The sequence below is a fragment of the Mesoterricola sp. JemC181 genome (assembly GCF_055384585.1).
Window position 1 is genome coordinate 3,235,157 of record NZ_AP045076.1, and the last position, 16,489, is coordinate 3,251,645.

The 16,489-nt window shown below is 70.6% G+C and carries 16 protein-coding genes; 8 read left to right on the top strand and 8 right to left on the bottom strand.

What is annotated here, in order from left to right:
• Positions 1–63: 63 nt before the first annotated feature.
• Together ACZ5MC_RS14230 and ACZ5MC_RS14235 are read left to right on the top strand one after the other, a co-directional pair.
• On the top strand, positions 64–1,527 hold the full coding sequence (locus tag ACZ5MC_RS14230) for a DEAD/DEAH box helicase (RefSeq protein ID WP_306601160.1): 1,464 nt from the start codon (positions 64–66) through the stop codon (positions 1,525–1,527).
• A gap of 25 nt (positions 1,528–1,552) precedes the next feature.
• Positions 1,553–2,191 carry an HAD family hydrolase gene (locus ACZ5MC_RS14235; RefSeq protein ID WP_306601161.1) on the top strand — a complete coding sequence of 213 codons (639 nt, stop codon included), beginning with the start codon at positions 1,553–1,555 and terminating at the stop codon, positions 2,189–2,191.
• Here ACZ5MC_RS14235 and ACZ5MC_RS14240 read toward each other — a convergent pair.
• From ACZ5MC_RS14240 to ACZ5MC_RS14260, 5 genes are all read right to left on the bottom strand, one after another.
• Positions 2,106–3,203, bottom strand: a complete 1,098-nt coding sequence (locus tag ACZ5MC_RS14240; RefSeq protein ID WP_464516099.1) for a hypothetical protein — start codon at positions 3,201–3,203, stop codon at positions 2,106–2,108. The genes ACZ5MC_RS14235 and ACZ5MC_RS14240 overlap by 86 nt on opposite strands.
• Before the next feature lie 5 nt (positions 3,204–3,208).
• Entirely contained in the window at positions 3,209–4,459 is a 1,251-nt protein-coding gene (locus ACZ5MC_RS14245; RefSeq protein WP_464516100.1) for a M56 family metallopeptidase, read from the bottom strand.
• Positions 4,456–4,842 carry a BlaI/MecI/CopY family transcriptional regulator gene (locus ACZ5MC_RS14250; RefSeq protein WP_464516101.1) on the bottom strand — a complete coding sequence of 129 codons (387 nt, stop codon included), beginning with the start codon at positions 4,840–4,842 and terminating at the stop codon, positions 4,456–4,458. The genes ACZ5MC_RS14245 and ACZ5MC_RS14250 overlap by 4 nt, the downstream gene beginning before the upstream one ends.
• A 97-nt stretch (positions 4,843–4,939) precedes the next feature.
• Positions 4,940–6,145, bottom strand: a complete 1,206-nt coding sequence (locus ACZ5MC_RS14255; RefSeq protein WP_464516102.1) for a Fic family protein — start codon at positions 6,143–6,145, stop codon at positions 4,940–4,942.
• Between the two features lie 57 nt (positions 6,146–6,202).
• The gene (locus tag ACZ5MC_RS14260) at positions 6,203–8,545 is read right to left on the bottom strand and encodes a penicillin-binding protein 1A (protein WP_306601166.1); all 2,343 of its coding nucleotides are present in this window, start codon (positions 8,543–8,545) and stop codon (positions 6,203–6,205) included.
• Positions 8,546–8,654: 109 nt separating this feature from the next.
• On the opposite strand from ACZ5MC_RS14260, the gene ACZ5MC_RS14265 reads away from it, so the two are divergent.
• Entirely contained in the window at positions 8,655–9,536 is an 882-nt protein-coding gene (locus ACZ5MC_RS14265; RefSeq protein WP_306601167.1) for an NAD(+)/NADH kinase, read from the top strand.
• Here the strand turns inward: ACZ5MC_RS14265 and truB are convergent.
• Both truB and rbfA read right to left on the bottom strand, forming a co-directional pair.
• Positions 9,533–10,420, bottom strand: coding sequence for a tRNA pseudouridine(55) synthase TruB (gene truB / locus ACZ5MC_RS14270; protein WP_464516103.1), 888 nt, complete (start codon positions 10,418–10,420; stop codon positions 9,533–9,535). The two genes, ACZ5MC_RS14265 and truB, sit on opposite strands and share 4 nt — an antisense overlap.
• The gene (rbfA, locus tag ACZ5MC_RS14275) at positions 10,417–10,821 is read right to left on the bottom strand and encodes a 30S ribosome-binding factor RbfA (protein WP_306601170.1); all 405 of its coding nucleotides are present in this window, start codon (positions 10,819–10,821) and stop codon (positions 10,417–10,419) included. The genes truB and rbfA overlap by 4 nt, the downstream gene beginning before the upstream one ends.
• 65 nt (positions 10,822–10,886) lie before the next feature.
• Between rbfA and ACZ5MC_RS14280 the strand changes: the two genes are divergently transcribed.
• The 3 genes from ACZ5MC_RS14280 to tpiA are packed head-to-tail and all read left to right on the top strand — an operon-like array spanning position 10,887 to position 13,596.
• Positions 10,887–11,630, top strand: a complete 744-nt coding sequence (locus ACZ5MC_RS14280; RefSeq protein WP_306601171.1) for a methyltransferase domain-containing protein — start codon at positions 10,887–10,889, stop codon at positions 11,628–11,630.
• Between the two features lie 21 nt (positions 11,631–11,651).
• Positions 11,652–12,845, top strand: coding sequence for a phosphoglycerate kinase (locus ACZ5MC_RS14285; protein WP_306601172.1), 1,194 nt, complete (start codon positions 11,652–11,654; stop codon positions 12,843–12,845).
• A 13-nt stretch (positions 12,846–12,858) separates the two neighbouring features.
• Entirely contained in the window at positions 12,859–13,596 is a 738-nt protein-coding gene (gene tpiA / locus ACZ5MC_RS14290) for a triose-phosphate isomerase (protein ID WP_306601173.1), read from the top strand.
• Here tpiA and ACZ5MC_RS14295 read toward each other — a convergent pair.
• Positions 13,591–14,310, bottom strand: coding sequence for a zf-TFIIB domain-containing protein (locus ACZ5MC_RS14295; RefSeq protein ID WP_464516104.1), 720 nt, complete (start codon positions 14,308–14,310; stop codon positions 13,591–13,593). The two genes, tpiA and ACZ5MC_RS14295, sit on opposite strands and share 6 nt — an antisense overlap.
• A gap of 91 nt (positions 14,311–14,401) precedes the next feature.
• On the opposite strand from ACZ5MC_RS14295, the gene aroF reads away from it, so the two are divergent.
• Positions 14,402–15,436 (top strand): 3-deoxy-7-phosphoheptulonate synthase, encoded by a 1,035-nt coding sequence (aroF, locus tag ACZ5MC_RS14300; RefSeq protein WP_306601175.1) that lies wholly within the window; start codon positions 14,402–14,404, stop codon positions 15,434–15,436.
• 79 nt (positions 15,437–15,515) lie between these two features.
• A complete protein-coding gene (locus tag ACZ5MC_RS14305; protein WP_464516105.1) occupies positions 15,516–16,472 on the top strand; it encodes a TolB family protein in 957 nt (318 codons plus the stop codon).
• Positions 16,473–16,489 lie beyond the last annotated feature (17 nt).

A 16,489-nucleotide genomic window follows, 5' to 3' on the forward strand; every position in this document is an offset into this window, starting at 1 on the left:
TTGGGCCAGGTCCGGCAGGCGCAGTTCAGCTCCGATGTATCCGGCGACGCCCCGGGAGACAACTTGACCACCGAGACCTTCGCAGCCCTGGGCTGCTCCGAGCCTTTTCTGTCGGCGTTGAGCCGCAGGGGCTTCACCACCCCAACCCTCGTCCAGCAGGAGACCTTCCAGCCCGGACTCGAGGGACGCGACCTGCTGGTGCAGAGCCGCACGGGATCGGGCAAGACGCTGGCCTTCGGCCTGCCCCTGCTCCACCGCCTCAAGGACGAGCGCAGGCCCCAGGCCATCGTCCTCTGCCCCACCCGCGAACTGGCCCAGCAGGTGGCCGAGGAGCTCCAGAGCGTCATGCCGCGCCTGGACGTCGCCCTCCTGGTCGGCGGCCTCAGCTACGTGCCCCAGCTCAAGGCCCTGAAGTACGGCGCCCAGGTCGTGGTGGGCACCCCCGGCCGCGTGCAGGACCACCTCACGCGCCAGACCCTCGATCTCTCCGGCATCTCCATGGTGGTGCTGGACGAGTGCGACGAGATGCTGAACATGGGCTTCCTGGAGGACGTGGAGAAGATCCTCTCCGGCGTGCCCGCGGACCCCCAGACATTCCTCTTCTCGGCCACCCTGCCCGCCCCCATCGCGAGCCTGGCCAAGCGGTTCCTCAAGAATCCCTTCCGCATCAACCACGCCCAGGCCGAAGGCAACAGCCAGCACGCCGACATCGACCACACCCCCTGCATCATGGCCGAGCACCTGCAGACCAAGGCCCTGGTGAACTTCCTCCTGGCCGACGAACCCACCGCGGCGCTGATCTTCACCAAGATGAAGGTGCAGACCGAGGAAGTGGCCCAGTCCCTCCGGGACGCCGGCCTCATCGCCGACTGCCTCCACGGGGACCTGGGCCAGCAGGCCCGCAACCGCATCATGTCGAACTTCAAGGAAGGCAAGCTGCGCTACCTGGTGGCCACCGACGTGGCCGCCCGCGGCATCGACGTGGAAGGCATGCCCCTGGTGGTCCACATGGGCATTCCCACCCAGATGGAGAGCTACATCCACCGCTCGGGACGCACGGGCCGGGCCGGCTCCAAGGGCGCGTCGCTGGCCCTGGTGAGCTTCAAGGAATCCCGCATCCTGCTCGCCTGGGCCCGCCGCGGCGGCCTCAAGCTGGACTGGCGCGGGGTGCCCACCCAGGCCGAGATCAAGGAGCTGCGCACGCGCCGGCTCGTGGACAAGCTCAAGGAGAAGGAGTCCCCCGCCCTGCTGGACGTGGCCCGGCGCATGCTCGAGGGCCGCGACCCGGCCTCCCTGGTGGCCGCGCTCCTCTCCATGGTGGAAGGCCCCGAGCACGACGGCTTCGACATCCCCGACGCGCCCCAGAAGGACTACTCGTCCGAGAAGCGCCCCTTCAAGCCCCGGCCCGGCGAGAAGCCCGGCTGGACTCCCGGCCAGAAGCCCGCCTACGCCGCCAAGAAGCCCTACGTGAAGCCCGCGTGGAAGACCAGCAAGCCCGGCGACTTCCCCAAGAAGCGCCGCGACTAGTAAGCTGGAGGCACGGAGGAACCGCGTGCCCGATCGACCAGCCCTTCTCTTCGACCTCGGCGGGGTCCTCATCGACTGGGATCCGAGGCACCTCTACCGGCAGGTCTACGGGAACGCGGAAACCGAGTTCTTCCTAAAGAACGTCTGCACCCCCCAGTGGAACCTCGCCCTGGACGGGGGCAGGCCCTTCGCCGAGGCCATCCGGGAAAAGCAGGCTTCCTGGCCCGAGTACCGGGAGGCCATCGGCTGGTGGTGGAGCCGCTGGGAGGAGATGCTCAACGGCACCGTCCCCGGCGCCGTTGAGCTCCTCACGGAGCTGAAGGACCTCGGCCAGCCCCTCTACGCACTCACCAACTGGTCCGCGGAGACCTTCCCCATGGCCCGGAAGCACTACCCGTTCCTGGACTGGTTCCAGGAGATCGTCGTGTCCGGGCGGGAGGGGCTGGTCAAGCCCGACCCCGCCATCTTCAAGGTGGCCGCGGAGCGCTGCGGCATCCCCATCGCGGGCACGGTCTTCATCGACGACTCCACGGCCAACGTGAACGCCGCCAAGGCGCTGGGCTTCGACGCCATCCGGTTCACCGGGGCGGAGGCGCTGCGGCGGGAGCTGGTGGCGCGGGGCTACCTGCCGAGGCGGATGGAGCCTGTTCCAGCATGGTCCTGATCGCCGCGGCCTCGGGCAGGCCCGCCGCCGCGGCCCGGTCCAGCCAGAGGCCGGAGGCGGCCCGGTCCGCGGCCACGCCCAGGCCGTGGTGGAGGCGCACGCCGATGTTCAGCATCGCCGTGGGATCGCCCAGGTCCGCGGCCTTCCTGAACCAGGCGTAGGCCTCGGCTTCGGCCGCCTCGCCCATGCCGCTGAGGCGCCGGCCCACCGCGAGGATCTCCGGGATGCCGCCGGCCATGGCCCTGCTTCGCAGGCCGGCCAGTTCCTCCTGGAAGGCCGCGGACCGGAATTCCCGCTCCACGGACGCGCGGAAGGCCTCGAGGCTGCCGGGCGCCGCGTGGGCGGAACCTGGCCGCACCTCGATGATGCCCCCGGAGGCCAGGTCGATGGACAGGGCCTGGCCGCCCCGTGTCTGGGCCCAGAGCACGTCCCCGGTGAAGGCGGCCCACGCGGGCGGGGCCGGATCGCTCCAGGGGCGCCAGCCCCGCCGCGGGGGGAACCCCGCCTCGGCCAGGCTCCAGGCCAGCAGGCCCGGCGCCCAGCGGAGGTCCACCGACCGGGACCCCGAGGCGAGCGTCAGCCGCTCCTCCCAGGGGCTCCAGTCCGCGGGCGGAGCCGGTTTCGCCATGGGGCGCACGAGGCCCTGCCCGACTGCGCCCAGGGCCCAGTCGAAGCCCTGCACCTGCCCGCGGGAGAAGTCCCCGCCGCCGGCCACCGAAACCACCAGGAGGCCCGTGTCCGGGTCCAGGTCGGCCAGGGGCCGGGGGGTCTCCAGGCCCTCGGGGGCCGGCCCCAGCAGGCGCGGCGGGGGCGCGGGCCGGTCCAGCACGGGGCGGAAGGGCCGGATTCCCGACTTCAGGGCCTCGTGCACCATGTCGGCGCCGTTGCGAAAGCCCGCCTCGAAGTCCCGGCCTCCGGAGACCGGAGGCAGGGCGGCGCGGACCTGCTCGGGCCAGGCCTTGGGCCGGGCGCAGGCGCACAGCAGGAGGAGGCAGGCCGCGATCGCGCGCACGCGGCCTACCGCAGCCGGAACGGCATGGTGATCGTGAAGCGCGCCTTGACGGCCTTGCCGCCCCTCACCACGGGGGCGAACTTCCAGGAGCCGGCGTAGTCGATGGCGGTGGCGCGCAGCTCCTCGGGGCCCGAGACGGCCTCCACGGCCACAGGGACGCCCTGCTCGTCGACGGTCACGCGGACCTCCACCGTGCCCTGGATGCGGGCGATCTTGGCCAGGGGCGGGTAGGCGGGGGCGTCGGGCTGGTGCGCGACCTTCACCTGGCTGAAGTCCAGCTCGGCCACGGGCCGGGTCCGGGGCGTCTGGCACGCGAGGACGGCGGCCCCCGCGAGGACGGCGGCGCCCAGGAGGAGCGCGAGGCCGCGGAAGGAGGGGACGCTGGCGTCCCGGGGCTTGAAGAGGCGGGTGATGCGTGGCATGAGGTCTCCTTTGGCCGCGCCGAGGGCGAACGGCGGTTCGGATTCGAAGGGAAGGGTCCGCCGCAGGCGCTCCAGGGCCGAAAGCCCCTGGGCCAGCAGGAAGGGATCCCCGCAGACGGCGGCCGCGGCGTCGTCGCAGCAGTGCTCGCGGAGCTCCCGCACGTGGCCGGACAGCCACCATGCGGCGGGATGGAAGAACAGGAGCGCCTCCGCGGCGGACTGCAGGAGGTTGGCGAGGTAGTCCCCCCGGCCCACGTGGGCGAGCTCGTGGGCCAGGACGGCCTCCAGGGCCGCGGGGTCGAGGTTCAGGAAGGCCGCGGCCGGAACGAGGAGGACGGGGCGGCGCCACCCGATGACCAGGGGGGAGTCCGCCTTCTCCGTGACGCGCAGGTCCAGCGGACGCCGGACCCCCATGCGGGAAGCGAGCCTCGCGGCCGCGGCCCGCCAGGCCTCGGGGGCCGGGACGGAGGGCCGGACGTAGGCCCGGTCCAGCCACCACAGGCCGCCCCCCAGGCGCAGCGTCATGAGCGACGCGCCCAGGATCCAGGCCAGGGCGAGCCACGGCGTCGCCGCCGGGACCCCCTGGCCTTCCTGCGCCAGCACCCGCACCGCCCCCTCCAGCGCCCGGGAAGGCTCCCCGGGAGCGGAGATCAGGAAGGTGGCCGCCGGCACCGCGACCATGGCGCCCAGCATCGCGCAGGCGAAGCCGTACCGCGTCCGGGCGGACCTGCGGCGCAGCAGGAGGAGCCCGCCCCAGGCCGCGAGGCCCAGGAGCGAAACCTCCCAAAGCGCGTGGAACAGCACGAGCCCCAGGCGGGTCAGGAACGGGATCATCTCCGGTCCTCCTTGAGGCGGGCCAGGAGAGCCTGGATCTCGTCCAGTTCCCCGTCGGTGGCCCTGCGGCTGCCCAGGGCCCGCACCACGAGGGAGGCGGCGCTGCCCTGGAAGGCCTTCTGCAGAAGGTCGTCCAGGAGGCAGGCCTGGGTGGGCTCCTCGCCCTGGGCGGCCTGGTACACGTGGGTGCGCGTCGACTCGTCCCGCGTCACCAGGCCCTTTTCCACCATGATCTGCATGAGCTTGAGCACGGTGGTGTAGCCCATGTCCCGGCTCCTCGAAAGTTCGGAGTGCACTTCGCGAACCGTCGCGGAGCCGCGGTCCCAGAGCACCCGCAGGATGGCGAGCTCGCCATCGGATGGGCGGATCGGAGATCGGGTCATGGGGGCTCCAGGGGGGGGATGACCCTAGAATACGAACCGGTTCGTATTTGTCAACGAACCCATTCGTACTTTTACGTCGCCATGACAAATGCCCCGGTCAGGCCAGGAAACCCGTCCATTCGACCTGATAGGAGGTGCTCCGCCCTCCCCCCGACGCGGCCAGGCATCCCATGGCGGCGAGATCCGAAAGGTCCCTCGATGCCGTTATGAGGCTGCAGCGGTTGAGCGACGCGTACTTCCGCGTCGTCATCCCGCCCTGGAATCCGCCGGGTCCGGCTTCCAGCATGCGGTTGAGAGCCTTGCGCTGCCGTTCGTTGATGTCGTCCTCCCGGTGCCTTGCCCAGAACGCCCCTTTGGCCAGCGTGCGCCGCACGATCTGTTCGCACTGAAGGCAGGCTTCGGCCACCTGGTCGAGGAACCACTCCAGCCAGGGCGTGATCTCCATTCCGCTCCCGAAGGCCTGGGCACGCTCCAGCGCCGCGTAGTACTCCGGGCGGACCTGGAGGATCCGGTTCGACATGCGGGCCAGGGGAACGCCTGCGCGGTCCTGGGCGAGCGCCAGATCGGTCAGGGCCCTTCCTATGCGTCCATTGCCGTCATCGAAGGGGTGGATCGTCACGAACCAGAGATGTGTCAGCCCTGCCCGGACCAGACCGTCCAATCCGGCCTTCACCGATCCTTCGTTGAACCAGTCCAGGAAACGCTCCAGTTCAGGTTCCAGCACCTCCCTGGGCACCGCCATCAGGTGGACGATCGTCTCCTCCTCGGAAACCGGGGTCTCGACGCTGATCCGTCCGGGGCGCAGGATCCCGACGGCGATGTCAGGCCTGCTTTCCGGGAACAGGGCCCGGTGCCAACGGCACAGGCGCTCCAGGGACAACGGCGCCGCATGGTTCTGAAGGGCGTCCCAGAGCACGGCCGCGATGCCCTCCGCGTTCCGGTCGATGGGGGCGCCCGGGTCCACCGGCAACTCCAGATGGCGGGCCACGGAGGTGGCCATGGAGGCCGGATTGATCCGTTCGCCCTCGATGGCGCTGCTGCTGACACCTTCAAGTGCCAGGATCTCCGAAAGAACCTCACGCGAGGACTGCGGGGCCAGCACCTTCCCTGCCATCTGGAGCCGGCCCAGCGCTTGGCGCGCCTTTCCCAGGGGTTCCACCAGCCGGTCCCACTTCCAGGTGAACGCGGGCCAATCCGGGTGCTGCCAGATCCATCGGTCCTGGATCCGGTCGACGGGAGGGACCAGACCCCTGGCCAGGCGGAGGGGCTTGGCGGAGGAAAGGGCTGGTTTGGGGCGGCTCACGGCTAATCGCATCCTGTGGAGATGCGAATATACGATCTATTCACATCATGCGCAAGCTCACGGCAGCTCGATGGGAACCTGCACCGGCGGGCCGGGGACCGCGAGGTTGGCGCCCCAGGCGCGGTTCTCCACGGGCTGGGTGTTGGCCTTCTGCCGGGCCTCGCGCACCTTCTGGATGGCCTCGCCGGTGCTGGCGGACTTGGGGGCGGTGCCGGGCTTGAAGGCCAGGCGAACCAGGTCCGTGGCCTGGGTGGCGCTGGTGGCGGTCAGGCCGGTGTAGCGGTCGATGTCGGCCCACTCCATGCCCTCGGGCACCGGGAAGTCCTCCCTGGGGGTGGACGGCAGGGCGGCCTTCATGAAGTCCACCCAGATGGGCAGGGCCGCCTTGGCGCCGTCGGCGCCCCTGAAGATGGTCTTCTTGGCGTCCAGGCCCACCCACACGCCGCACGTGATGCGGGTGGAGAAGCCCAGGAACCAGGCGTCGGTGTGGTCGTTGGTGGTGCCGGTCTTCCCGGCCACGGGCCAGTTCAGCTCGTTGGCCCTGGCGCCGGTGCCGCGCTGGGCGACGCCCTGCAGGCACTGGATGAGCTGGAAGTTGCTCATGGGGTCCACCACCTGGTCGCCGGGGGACTGCTCGTAGTTCTCCAGCACGCGCCCGGAACGGTCGACGATCTTCTTGATGAGGAAGGGCACCGGGGCCTGCTTCCCGCCCAGCGCGAAGGTGCTGTAGCCCCGCACCATCTCCTTGAGGGTGAGGTCCGAGGCGCCCAGCGCGAGGCTGGGGTAGGGGTTCAGGTGGCCGCTGATGCCCGCGGCCCGGGCGAAGGCGATGACGCTGTCGATGCCGGTGAGCTCAAGGGTGCGCACGGCGGCCATGTTCCGCGAGTCGCGGATCGCCTCCCAGATGGGGATGGGCCCCCAGTAGTCCCGCTCGTAGTTCTTGGGCTCGTAGACCGTCGCGTCGTAGGTGAAGCGGGTGGGAACGTCCTCGACCATGGTTGCGGGGTTGAGGCCCTTGGCGAACGCCGCGCCGTACACGAAGGCCTTCATGGAGGACCCCACCTGGCGTTCCGCCTGCCAGGACCGGTTGAACATGGACCGCTTGAAGTCGTAGCCGCCCACCATGGCCCGGATCTCCCCGGTGCCGGGGTCCACGGCCAGCAGGGCCCCTTCCACGTCGGGCTCCTGGTCCAGCTCGAGCTTGACCGGCGCGCCGTCCTCGTTGGCCTGCTTGACGATGAACAGCGGGGCCGCGCCTCGCAGGAGGATCGACCGGATGGTCTTGGAGCCCGCCCAGGCGAAGGCGGAATCGGGCACCTCGACGGTGCGCTTGCCGATGCGCACCTCGGCGCCCCCGGCCTTCCAGGCGAGGATCACGCCCCGCACCGAATCCCCCGCCTCGAAGTAGCGGTTCCACCCCGGCAGGTTGACCTTCTCCGGGTCGCCCACGAACTGCACGCCGTCCTTGCGGTAGCCCCGGCGCCGGTCCACGGCCCGCAACCCGGCGCGCACGGCGTCGTTGGCCGCGGACTGCCAGACCGAGTCGATGGTGGTGGTGACTTCGAGGCCGCCCTCCAGGACCTTGTCCTTGCCGTACTTCCGGTAGAGGTACTGGCGCACCTCCTCCACGGGATAGGGAGCCACCTGCTCCTCCCGGGCGTTCTCCCGGGCCAGCCGCACCGGGCGCTCCGAGAGGGTCTGGGCGTCGGCGTCCTTGATGTAGCCTTCGGCGGCCATGCGCCGGAGCACGTGGTTGCGCCGGGCCCGGGCCGCGGCCCTGGCCTTGGGATCGGGATTGTAGGGGTTGTACCAGTTCGGGTTCTGCACCAGGCCCGCCAGGAGGGCGCACTCCTCCACGCCCAGCTGCGGCGCGCTCTTGCCGAAGTAGAACTGGGAGGCGGCCTCGATGCCGTAGCGCCCGCCGCCGAAGTACACCTCGTTGGCGTACTGCTCGAAGATCTGCTTCTTGGTGTAGGCCTTCTCCAGCTTCAGGGCGAGGATGACCTCCTTGAGCTTGCGGTCCAGGCGCTTCTGGCGCTTGGCGGTGACGGTGCGGATCAGCTGCATGGTGAGGGTGGAGGCCCCTTCCCTTCGCCGGCCGAAGCTGGTGAAGAAATTGAAGCCGGCCCGCAGGAAGCCCCGAGCCGAGACGCCGCCGTGGCTCATGAAGTCGGAGTCCTCGGTGGCGATGACCGCGCCCACGAAGGCCCTGGGGATGTCCCCGAAGGGGATCACCACCCGGTTCTCCTCCGCGAAGACGCCGATGACGTCCCCGTTGCGGTCCAGGACCTTGGTGATGGTCTTGGGCACCCTAAGGGCGAAGAACGTGAGGAAGCTGTCCACGTCCCGGCTCATGACGGACCACGCCACGGCCAGGACGATGGCCGCGGTTCCGGTCAAGGCGGCCGTGACCCACCCGATCCATTTCCACGGGATCCGCCGCCCCGCCTTTCGAGGTTTCCGAGAGTTCTCCGCTTTCGTCGCCATGCTCCCAGGGTAACCTAAGGTCATGGTCCGACCCACCCTCGTTATCGTCGCGAAGAGCAGGTCCCCCTGGCTCGCCAAGGGCCTCGCGGATGTGGTCCCCACGTTCCTGGCCAGGGGCTGGGACGTCTGGGCCCATCCCAAGATCCAGGGCGCCTGGAACGCGGCGGGCCTGCCCCCGGAGGCCTTCCGCGGGGACCCTCGCTACGGCGAGAGCCTCCCGGTGCCCGACCTGTGCCTGGCCCTGGGCGGGGACGGCACCCTCCTGACCGCGGCCCGCCACGTGGGGATGAGGGGCACCCCCCTCCTGGGCATCAACCTGGGCTCCCTGGGCTTCCTCACCTGCCATCCCTCCGAGGAGGCCCGGGAGGTGGTCGAGGGCTACTTCCTGGGGGCCTTCCGCAAGGAGACCCGGACCATGCTGCACGCCCAGGTGGTCCGCGGCGACGACGTCCTGGGCGGCCGCCCCGCCCTCAACGACGCCGTGGTGAACAAGGGCGTGGTGGCCCGCATCATGGAGTTCCGAATCCAGGTGGACGGCCACGACGCCGCCAGCATCAAGGCCGACGGCCTCATCGTGGCCACCCCCACCGGCTCCACCGCCTACTCCCTTTCCGCCGGCGGCCCGATCCTGTATCCCGCCCTGGACGCCTGGGTCATCTCCGGCATCTGCCCGCATTCCCTTACCTTGCGTCCCATCGTGGTCCCGGCCCACCTGCCCGTCTCCATCACCATGGACCGGGCCGAGGACGCCCACCTGACCCTGGACGGGCAGCTTGAGATGGAAATCCATGCCGGGGACCGGCTGGAGCTGAGGAAATCGGAACGGGCGATCACGCTGATCCAGGATCCGGAGTCGAGCTTCTTCCACCTGCTCGGGGAAAAGCTGCACTGGTCGGACCGCTAGATTCCGCCCCGCAGATTCGCGCAGGTCCAATAGGCGCCTTCCTTTTCCCGCAGGAGCGCCACGGTCCTCCCCTGGTGCACGCCCGCCACCGGCGCGCCGGGATCGGGGAAGCCCGAAGGCAGCGCCCACGCGGGCGCTTCCAGGCCGCCCAGGGGCACCGGGCGCCCGTGCAGGAGGTGGTCGGCCTCACGGTCGTCCAGGACCCGGACGGAGCACCAGGGCAGCACGTCCCGCCCCTCCAGGACCACCCGGTTCCCGCTGCCGGGATCCTCCCAGGGGCCGATGGCGGTGCGCACGAGGCCCTTCAGGTGCGCGGGGCGCCCCAGGAGGCGCCCGATGTCCCTCGCCAGGGACCGCACGTAGTAGCCCCCTTTGCAGGTGATGCGCAGGAGGGACTCCCCGGGCAGGTCGTGGGAGATCCACTCGGCCTCGTGCAGGTAGACCCGGGAGGGCCTCATCTCGAAGACCTCGCCGCGGTGGGCCTTCTTGTAGGCGGCCTCGCCGTCGATCTTCTTGGCGCTGGTGGCGGGGGGGACCTGGTCGGTCCAGCCCAGGAAGCCCGCCAGGACGCCCTGGAGGGCCTCCAGGGAGGGCGCGGGGCCTTCGGCGGTCACCAGGCCCATGTGGTCGCCGGAATCGGTCTCCGAGCCCCAGGCGACCCGGGCCAGGTAGGTCTTGGGCAGGGGGTGGAGCAGCTCCATGAGGCGCGTGGCCTGGCCCGCCAGCACCAGCAGGAGCCCCTCCGCGAAGGGGTCCAGGGTGCCGCCGTGGCCCAGGGCGAACTTCTTGAGCCCGGCCTCCCAGGCCTCGTGCTTGAAGGTCCGGACCACGTCGAAGCTGCTCTGGCCGACCTCCTTGTGGACGAGGTGGACGCCGGGGATCAAGCCTCTTCCCCGGCCGCGGGAGAAGGCACGGACTCATCCTCGGGCACGGGAGGACGCGCCGCCTCCTCCTCCTTGATCTTCTGGAAGATGGCCTCGATCTTGTTGCCCTCCTCCAGGGTGGCGTCCGGGAAGAACTGCAGCTCGGGCACGCGGCGCATCTTGAGGTGCTTGGCCAGGTGGGTGCGCAGGAAGCCCGCGGCGCGGCCCAGGGCCTTGCGCGAGCGGTCCAGCTGGGCGTCGTCGCCCAGGACGGTGTAGTAGACCCGGGCGATGCTGCGGTCCCCGGTGATGCGCACGGCCGTGAGGGTCAGGAACCCCAGGTCGGGATCCCGGAGTTCCCGCTGGATGAGGGTGGAGAGCATGAACTGGAGTTGGTCTTCGATCTGTTGGGGGCGGAGCATGACGGTTCCTCGAAGGGATAGTGTAACCGCGCAGCCGTGAGAGGATGGTCACGGGAGGGTCGCGCGTGCCGGAATGGTTCAAGGACTGGTTCGACCAGGATTATGCGGCCATCTACGCCGGGCGCGGCCCCGAGGAGGCCGAGACGGCGGTGGCCATGGCCCTGGCGCGGGCCCCAGGCCTCGCCTCCGGGCCCGTCCTGGATCTGGCCTGCGGCTCGGGCCGGCACCTGGCGGCCCTGCGCCGCACCAATGACCTGGCCTTCGGCCTGGACCTCTCCAGGGACCTCCTGGCGATGGCGCCCGCAGAGCTCCGCCCCTGGCTCCTGCGGGGCGACATGCGGCGCCTGCCGGTGCGCGGGGGAAGCCTGGCGGGGATCTGCATGTGGTTCACGCCCTTCGGCTACTTCTCCGACGAGCAGAACCGGGCGCTGCTCCAGGACCTCCGCCGCCTCCTCCGCCCCGGAGGCGTGCTCCTGCTGGACTACCTCAACGCGTTCCAGGTGCGGGCCAACCTGGTGAAGGAGGACGAGGCCATGCACCACGGCCTGCGGGTGGTGAGCCGGCGGTCCCTGGAGGGCGGGCGCATCATCAAGCGCATGGACCTCACCCGCATCGACACCGGCGCCACGCGCCGGGTCACGGAATCCGTGCGCCTCTACGATCCGGGCGAGCTGGTGGCCATGGCCCGGGAATGCGGCCTGGAGCTGGTTTCCGAAGCAGGGGACTACCACGGCGGCGCGTTCGAGGCCGCCTCGTCGCCCCGCTGGATCGGCTTCCTCGGCCGGAATGGGGTAGACTGGGGTCAATAACGCCAATTCCGGGAGACCGCCATGTCGTTCAGAACCCTCAGGGACATTGATGTCAAAGGCCACCGGGTCTTCCTCCGCGCGGACCTGAACGTCCCCATCAAGGAGGGCGTGATCAAGGACGCCACCCGCATCACCGAGACCCTGGCCACCCTCCGCCACCTCCTGGACGGCGGCGCCTCCGTGGTGCTCTGCTCCCACCTGGGCCGCCCCGCGGGCACCGGGTTCGAGGCGGAGTTCAGCATGGCGCCCGTGGCCGCGCACCTCAAGGGCCTGGGCCTGGACGTGCGCCTGGCCAGCGGCGTCGCGGGGGAGGCCGTGGAGGCCGAGGCCGCCGCGCTGAAGCCCGGCCAGGTGCTGCTCCTGGAGAACCTGCGCTTCGACAAGGGCGAGACCAAGAACAAGCCCGAGTTCGCCCAGGCTCTCGCCAGGCTGGCCGACACCTACGTGGACGACGCCTTCGGGGCCTCCCACCGCGCCCACGCCTCCGTGAGCGGCATGGTGCCCTTCATGCCCGCGGGCCGCGCCGTTGCGGGCTTCCTCATGGAGAAGGAGCTCAAGGCCCTGGGCAAGGTCATGACCGACCCGGACAAGCCCCTGCTGGCCGTCATGGGCGGCAGCAAGGTCTCCGACAAGATCGACATCATCCGCCACTTCTTCGGCAAGGCCGACGCCATCCTCATCGGCGGCGCCATGAGCTTCACCTTCCTCAAGGCCCAGGGCATCCCCATCGGGAAGAGCCTCTGCGAGGACGACAAGCTGGATCTGGCCAAGGCCCTCCTGGCCGAGGCCGCGGCCGCCGGCACCCGGCTCCTGATCCCCTCCGACCACGTGGTCGCCGACGCCATCTCCGCCGATGCCGAGTGCGACATCACCCAGGACGCCGCGGTGCCCGACGGGAAGCTGGGCCTGGACATCGGCCCCGAGACCGTCGCCACCTATGCCGGCGAGATCCGCAAGGCCCGCACCCTCCTGTGGAACGGCCCCATGGGCGTGTTCGAGATCGACGCCTTCGCCAGCGGCACGCTGACCATCGCCGAGGAGATGGCCGACGCCGCCGACCGGGGCGCCTTCGTGGTGGTGGGCGGCGGCGACAGCGTCTCCGCGGCCAACAAGGCCGGCGTCACGAAGCGCCTGAGCCACGTCTCCACCGGCGGGGGCGCGAGCCTCGAATTCCTCAGCGGCATGGAACTCCCGGGCGTCGTCGCCCTCCAATAGATCGGATCACATGATGAGAATGGTCGTCGCAAACTGGAAGATGAACCACCTGCGCAGGGACGCCGAGGCCTTCTGCGCCGCGCTCCTGGCCTCCTACAAGCCCGTGGACGGCGTCGTCGCCGCCATCGCCCCGCCCTTCCCCCTCCTCCCCGTGGTGAGCCGGCTCGTGGCCGGGAGCGCGGTGCGGGTCTACGCCCAGAACGCCCACGCCGAGGCCAAGGGCGCCTACACCGGCGAGGTCTCCATGGCCATGGTCATGGACGCCGGCTGCACCGGCGTGCTCCTGGGCCACAGCGAGCGCCGCCAGTACAACGGCGAGACCGAGGCCACCCTCCTGCCCAAGCTCAAGGCCGCCGCGGCCCAGGGCCTCCTGCCCATGCTCTGCGTGGGCGAGACCCTCGCCCAGCGGGACGCGGACCAGACCCTCGACGTCCTGCGCGGCCAGCTGTCCATCCTGGCCCAGGCCCCCGAAGGCCCCCTCGCCGTGGCCTACGAGCCCGTGTGGGCCATCGGCACCGGCCGCGTGGCCACGGTGGAGCAGATCGCCGAGGTGCACGCCTTCATCCGCAAGGAGCTGGTCACCCTCATGGGCGGGGCCGGCGGGGACGTGCCCATCCTCTACGGCGGCAGCGTCACCCCCGACAACTTCCCGGAGATCCTCAAGGTCCCCCACGTGGCCGGCGGCCTGGTGGGCGGCGCCAGCCTTGACCCTGCCAAGTTCCTCAAGCTGCTGGAGATCGCGGCCCTATAACCAGCGGGAGAGGCCGAACAGGCCCCGGACGACCGCCTCCAGCCCCGGGCTGCTGAAGCCGTGGGCCTCGCCGGCGTCGGCCATGAGGATGCTCCTGGGGGCCTCGGGGGCGCTGTTCCGGCGCTTCTCCTCCAGGTCCCGGATCTCGCGCTCCCGGTTCTTGTCCAGGCCGCCGGCCTCGATGAACGCCAGCACCCGGCGCAGCTCGTCCCGGTCGAACCAGAGGCCGTGGTCCTTGCACGCGTCCAGGATCACCCCGGAGTTGCGGGCGTAGTTGACCCGGTTCATGAACTTCCCGCACAGGGCGCAGGGGCGGTAGCGGATCTCCTCGGCCTGGATGGGCCCCCGGGGCCCCTCCCCGGGCAGGGCGCCCAGCACGCCGCCCCGCTCCTCCCGGCCTCCGGCGATGCGCTCGAACTCCTTCTGGGCCACCCAGACCCCGCCGCAGGCGTTGCAGGAGTCCAGGTGCGCGTCCCCTACGGAAGTATGGACAAGCTTGGCCTTGCAGGCTGGGCAGGCCAGGTCGGTGGGGGCGGCCTCGTGGCGAGTGACCTGGGCGCCGCACCGGGAGCAGTGCGCGGCGTGCACCGAGACCATGCCCAGGCACCGGGGGCAGGCGACGGTGGCCAGCTGGCTCCGGCAGTAGGGGCACTGGACGTCGTTCTCCCCCACGGCGGCCCCGCAGGATCGGCAGTTCAGGGTCGCTGCTTCCATGATCAGTCCTCGTGGTTCCAGGATGCCCCGTGCCGCCATGCGCATCAAGACAGGTTATATCCGACCCGTTAAGATGGGATTGGAGGCAACGATGCTCATCCTCATGGAGCAGGGCGCGACGGCGGAACAGGTGCGGATCGTCATGGCCGTCCTGGAAGGGGCCGGGGTGCGGGCCTACGTCCAGGACTCGCCCGCGGCCACCAGCATCCTGGCCCCCAACGCCTCCCGGGTCCTCAAGACCGACCGCATCGAGCCCCTGGAGGGGGTGAGCCGGGTGGTGCCCATCACCTCCCCCTTCAAGCTGGCCTCGGCCGACGCCGCCCCGGGCCGCACCATCGTGGACGTGCGGGGCGTCAAGGTGGGCGGCCGCGGACTGGCCCTCATGGCCGGCCCCTGCGGCGTGGAGAGCCGCGAGCAACTGTTCACCGTGGCGCGCTACGTCGCCGAGAGCGGCACGCGGCTCCTGCGCGCCGGGGCCCACAAGCCGCGCACCAGCCCCTACGCCTTCCAGGGCCTGGGCCAGGAGGGCCTGGAGCTGCTGATCGAGGCCCGGCGGGAGTTCGACCTGGGCATCGTCACCGAGGCCACGGAAGTGGAGACCTTCGACGCCGTGGAACGCGTGGCCGACCTGGTGCAGATCGGCGCCCGAAACATGCAGAACTTCGCCCTCCTCAAGCGCGCCGGCCGTTCCGGAAAGCCGGTCCTCCTCAAGCGCGGCCCGGCCGCGACCCTGGAGGAGTGGCTCTTCGCCGCCGAGTACGTGCTGAGCGAAGGCAACCGCAACGTCATCCTCTGCGAGCGCGGCATCCGCACCTGGAGCGCCCACGCCCGCAACACCCTGGACGTCTCGGTCATCCCCGCCGCCAAGGCCCTCACCCACCTCCCCGTCATCGCCGACCCCAGCCACGCCACGGGCCGCCGGGACCTGGTGATCCCCTGCGCCCGGGCCGCCGTGGCCGCCGGCGCCGACGGGATCATCGTGGAGACGCACTGCCAGCCCTCCCAGGCCCTCAGCGACGGCCCCCAGGCGCTGCTGCCGCTGGATTTCATGCAGATGGCCGTGCAGGTCACGGCCATCCGGGAGCTGCTGGTGAAGGATACGGCCGGAGCCACCTTCTGCTTCTAGGGAAAAAACCGCATAAACCACTCAAAGCCCCCTTCCGTAGACAAGCGACTTGGCGACCTGTCTGCGAAGGAGGCAATGAATGCACGACCTGAATATCAGAAAATACTTCAGCCTCAGGCTCGCGACGGCATGGGGACTGGTCCTGCTGGCCGGGTGCGGCGGAGGGGGCGCGGGCGGCGCCCAGGCCCAGCCTGGGCCGCCGGTCTACGACCTCCTGTTCGACGGCCAGAATCCCGACGGCTCCCGCCTGCTCTACCGGGTGGGCCTGGACGGCGGCGCGCCGCAGGTGCTCGGCGCGGGGTACGAGGGCAACCGCCCCCATGCGCGGGCGGACGGGAAGAGCCTGGTCTACACCAGCTTCGGAACCGCGGAAATGCCGTCCCAGATCATGCTCGTCGAGGATCTGGCCAAACCCGCGGTACGGCTCTCGACCAACGGATCGGTGGTCGAACGGGAGGCCGTATGGTCTCCGGACGGCTTGCGCATCGCCTTCCACTCCCGGTTCGATGACGACGCCGGCGACATCTTCACCGCCCGAGTCGTCGGCCGGACCCTGGAGGACCCGCGCAACCTCACGCCCCATCAGCCCGGGAACGCCCTGGTGGACGGGGACGTCACCCCGGCCTGGTCCCCGGACGGCACCCGCATCGCCTTCACGTCCTACCGGGCGGGCAGCCCCGCCCTCTGGGTGATGAACGCCGACGGCACCCAGGCGCGGCAGCTCACGCCCACCGACACCAGCCACAGCGACTACTTCCCCACCTGGTCGCCGGACGGGACCCTGATCGCCTTCCAGCGCAGCGACCCCACCCGCTCCCGCATCGGGATCGTGCCGGCCAGCGGCGGGAGCCCGGGCTTCTGGGACTTCGAGGGCAGGGCCTATTCGCCTTCCTGGTCGCCCGACGGGAAATGGATCGCCTTCAGCGGGCTGGTGGACGGGGAATACGACATCCACCTGATCAACCCGGAGGGCACCGGCCTGAGGCGGCTGGCCAGGGCGGGCGCGGACCTGGGACCAGCCTGGATCCGGCGCTAGACGAAGGGGCGCGGCCC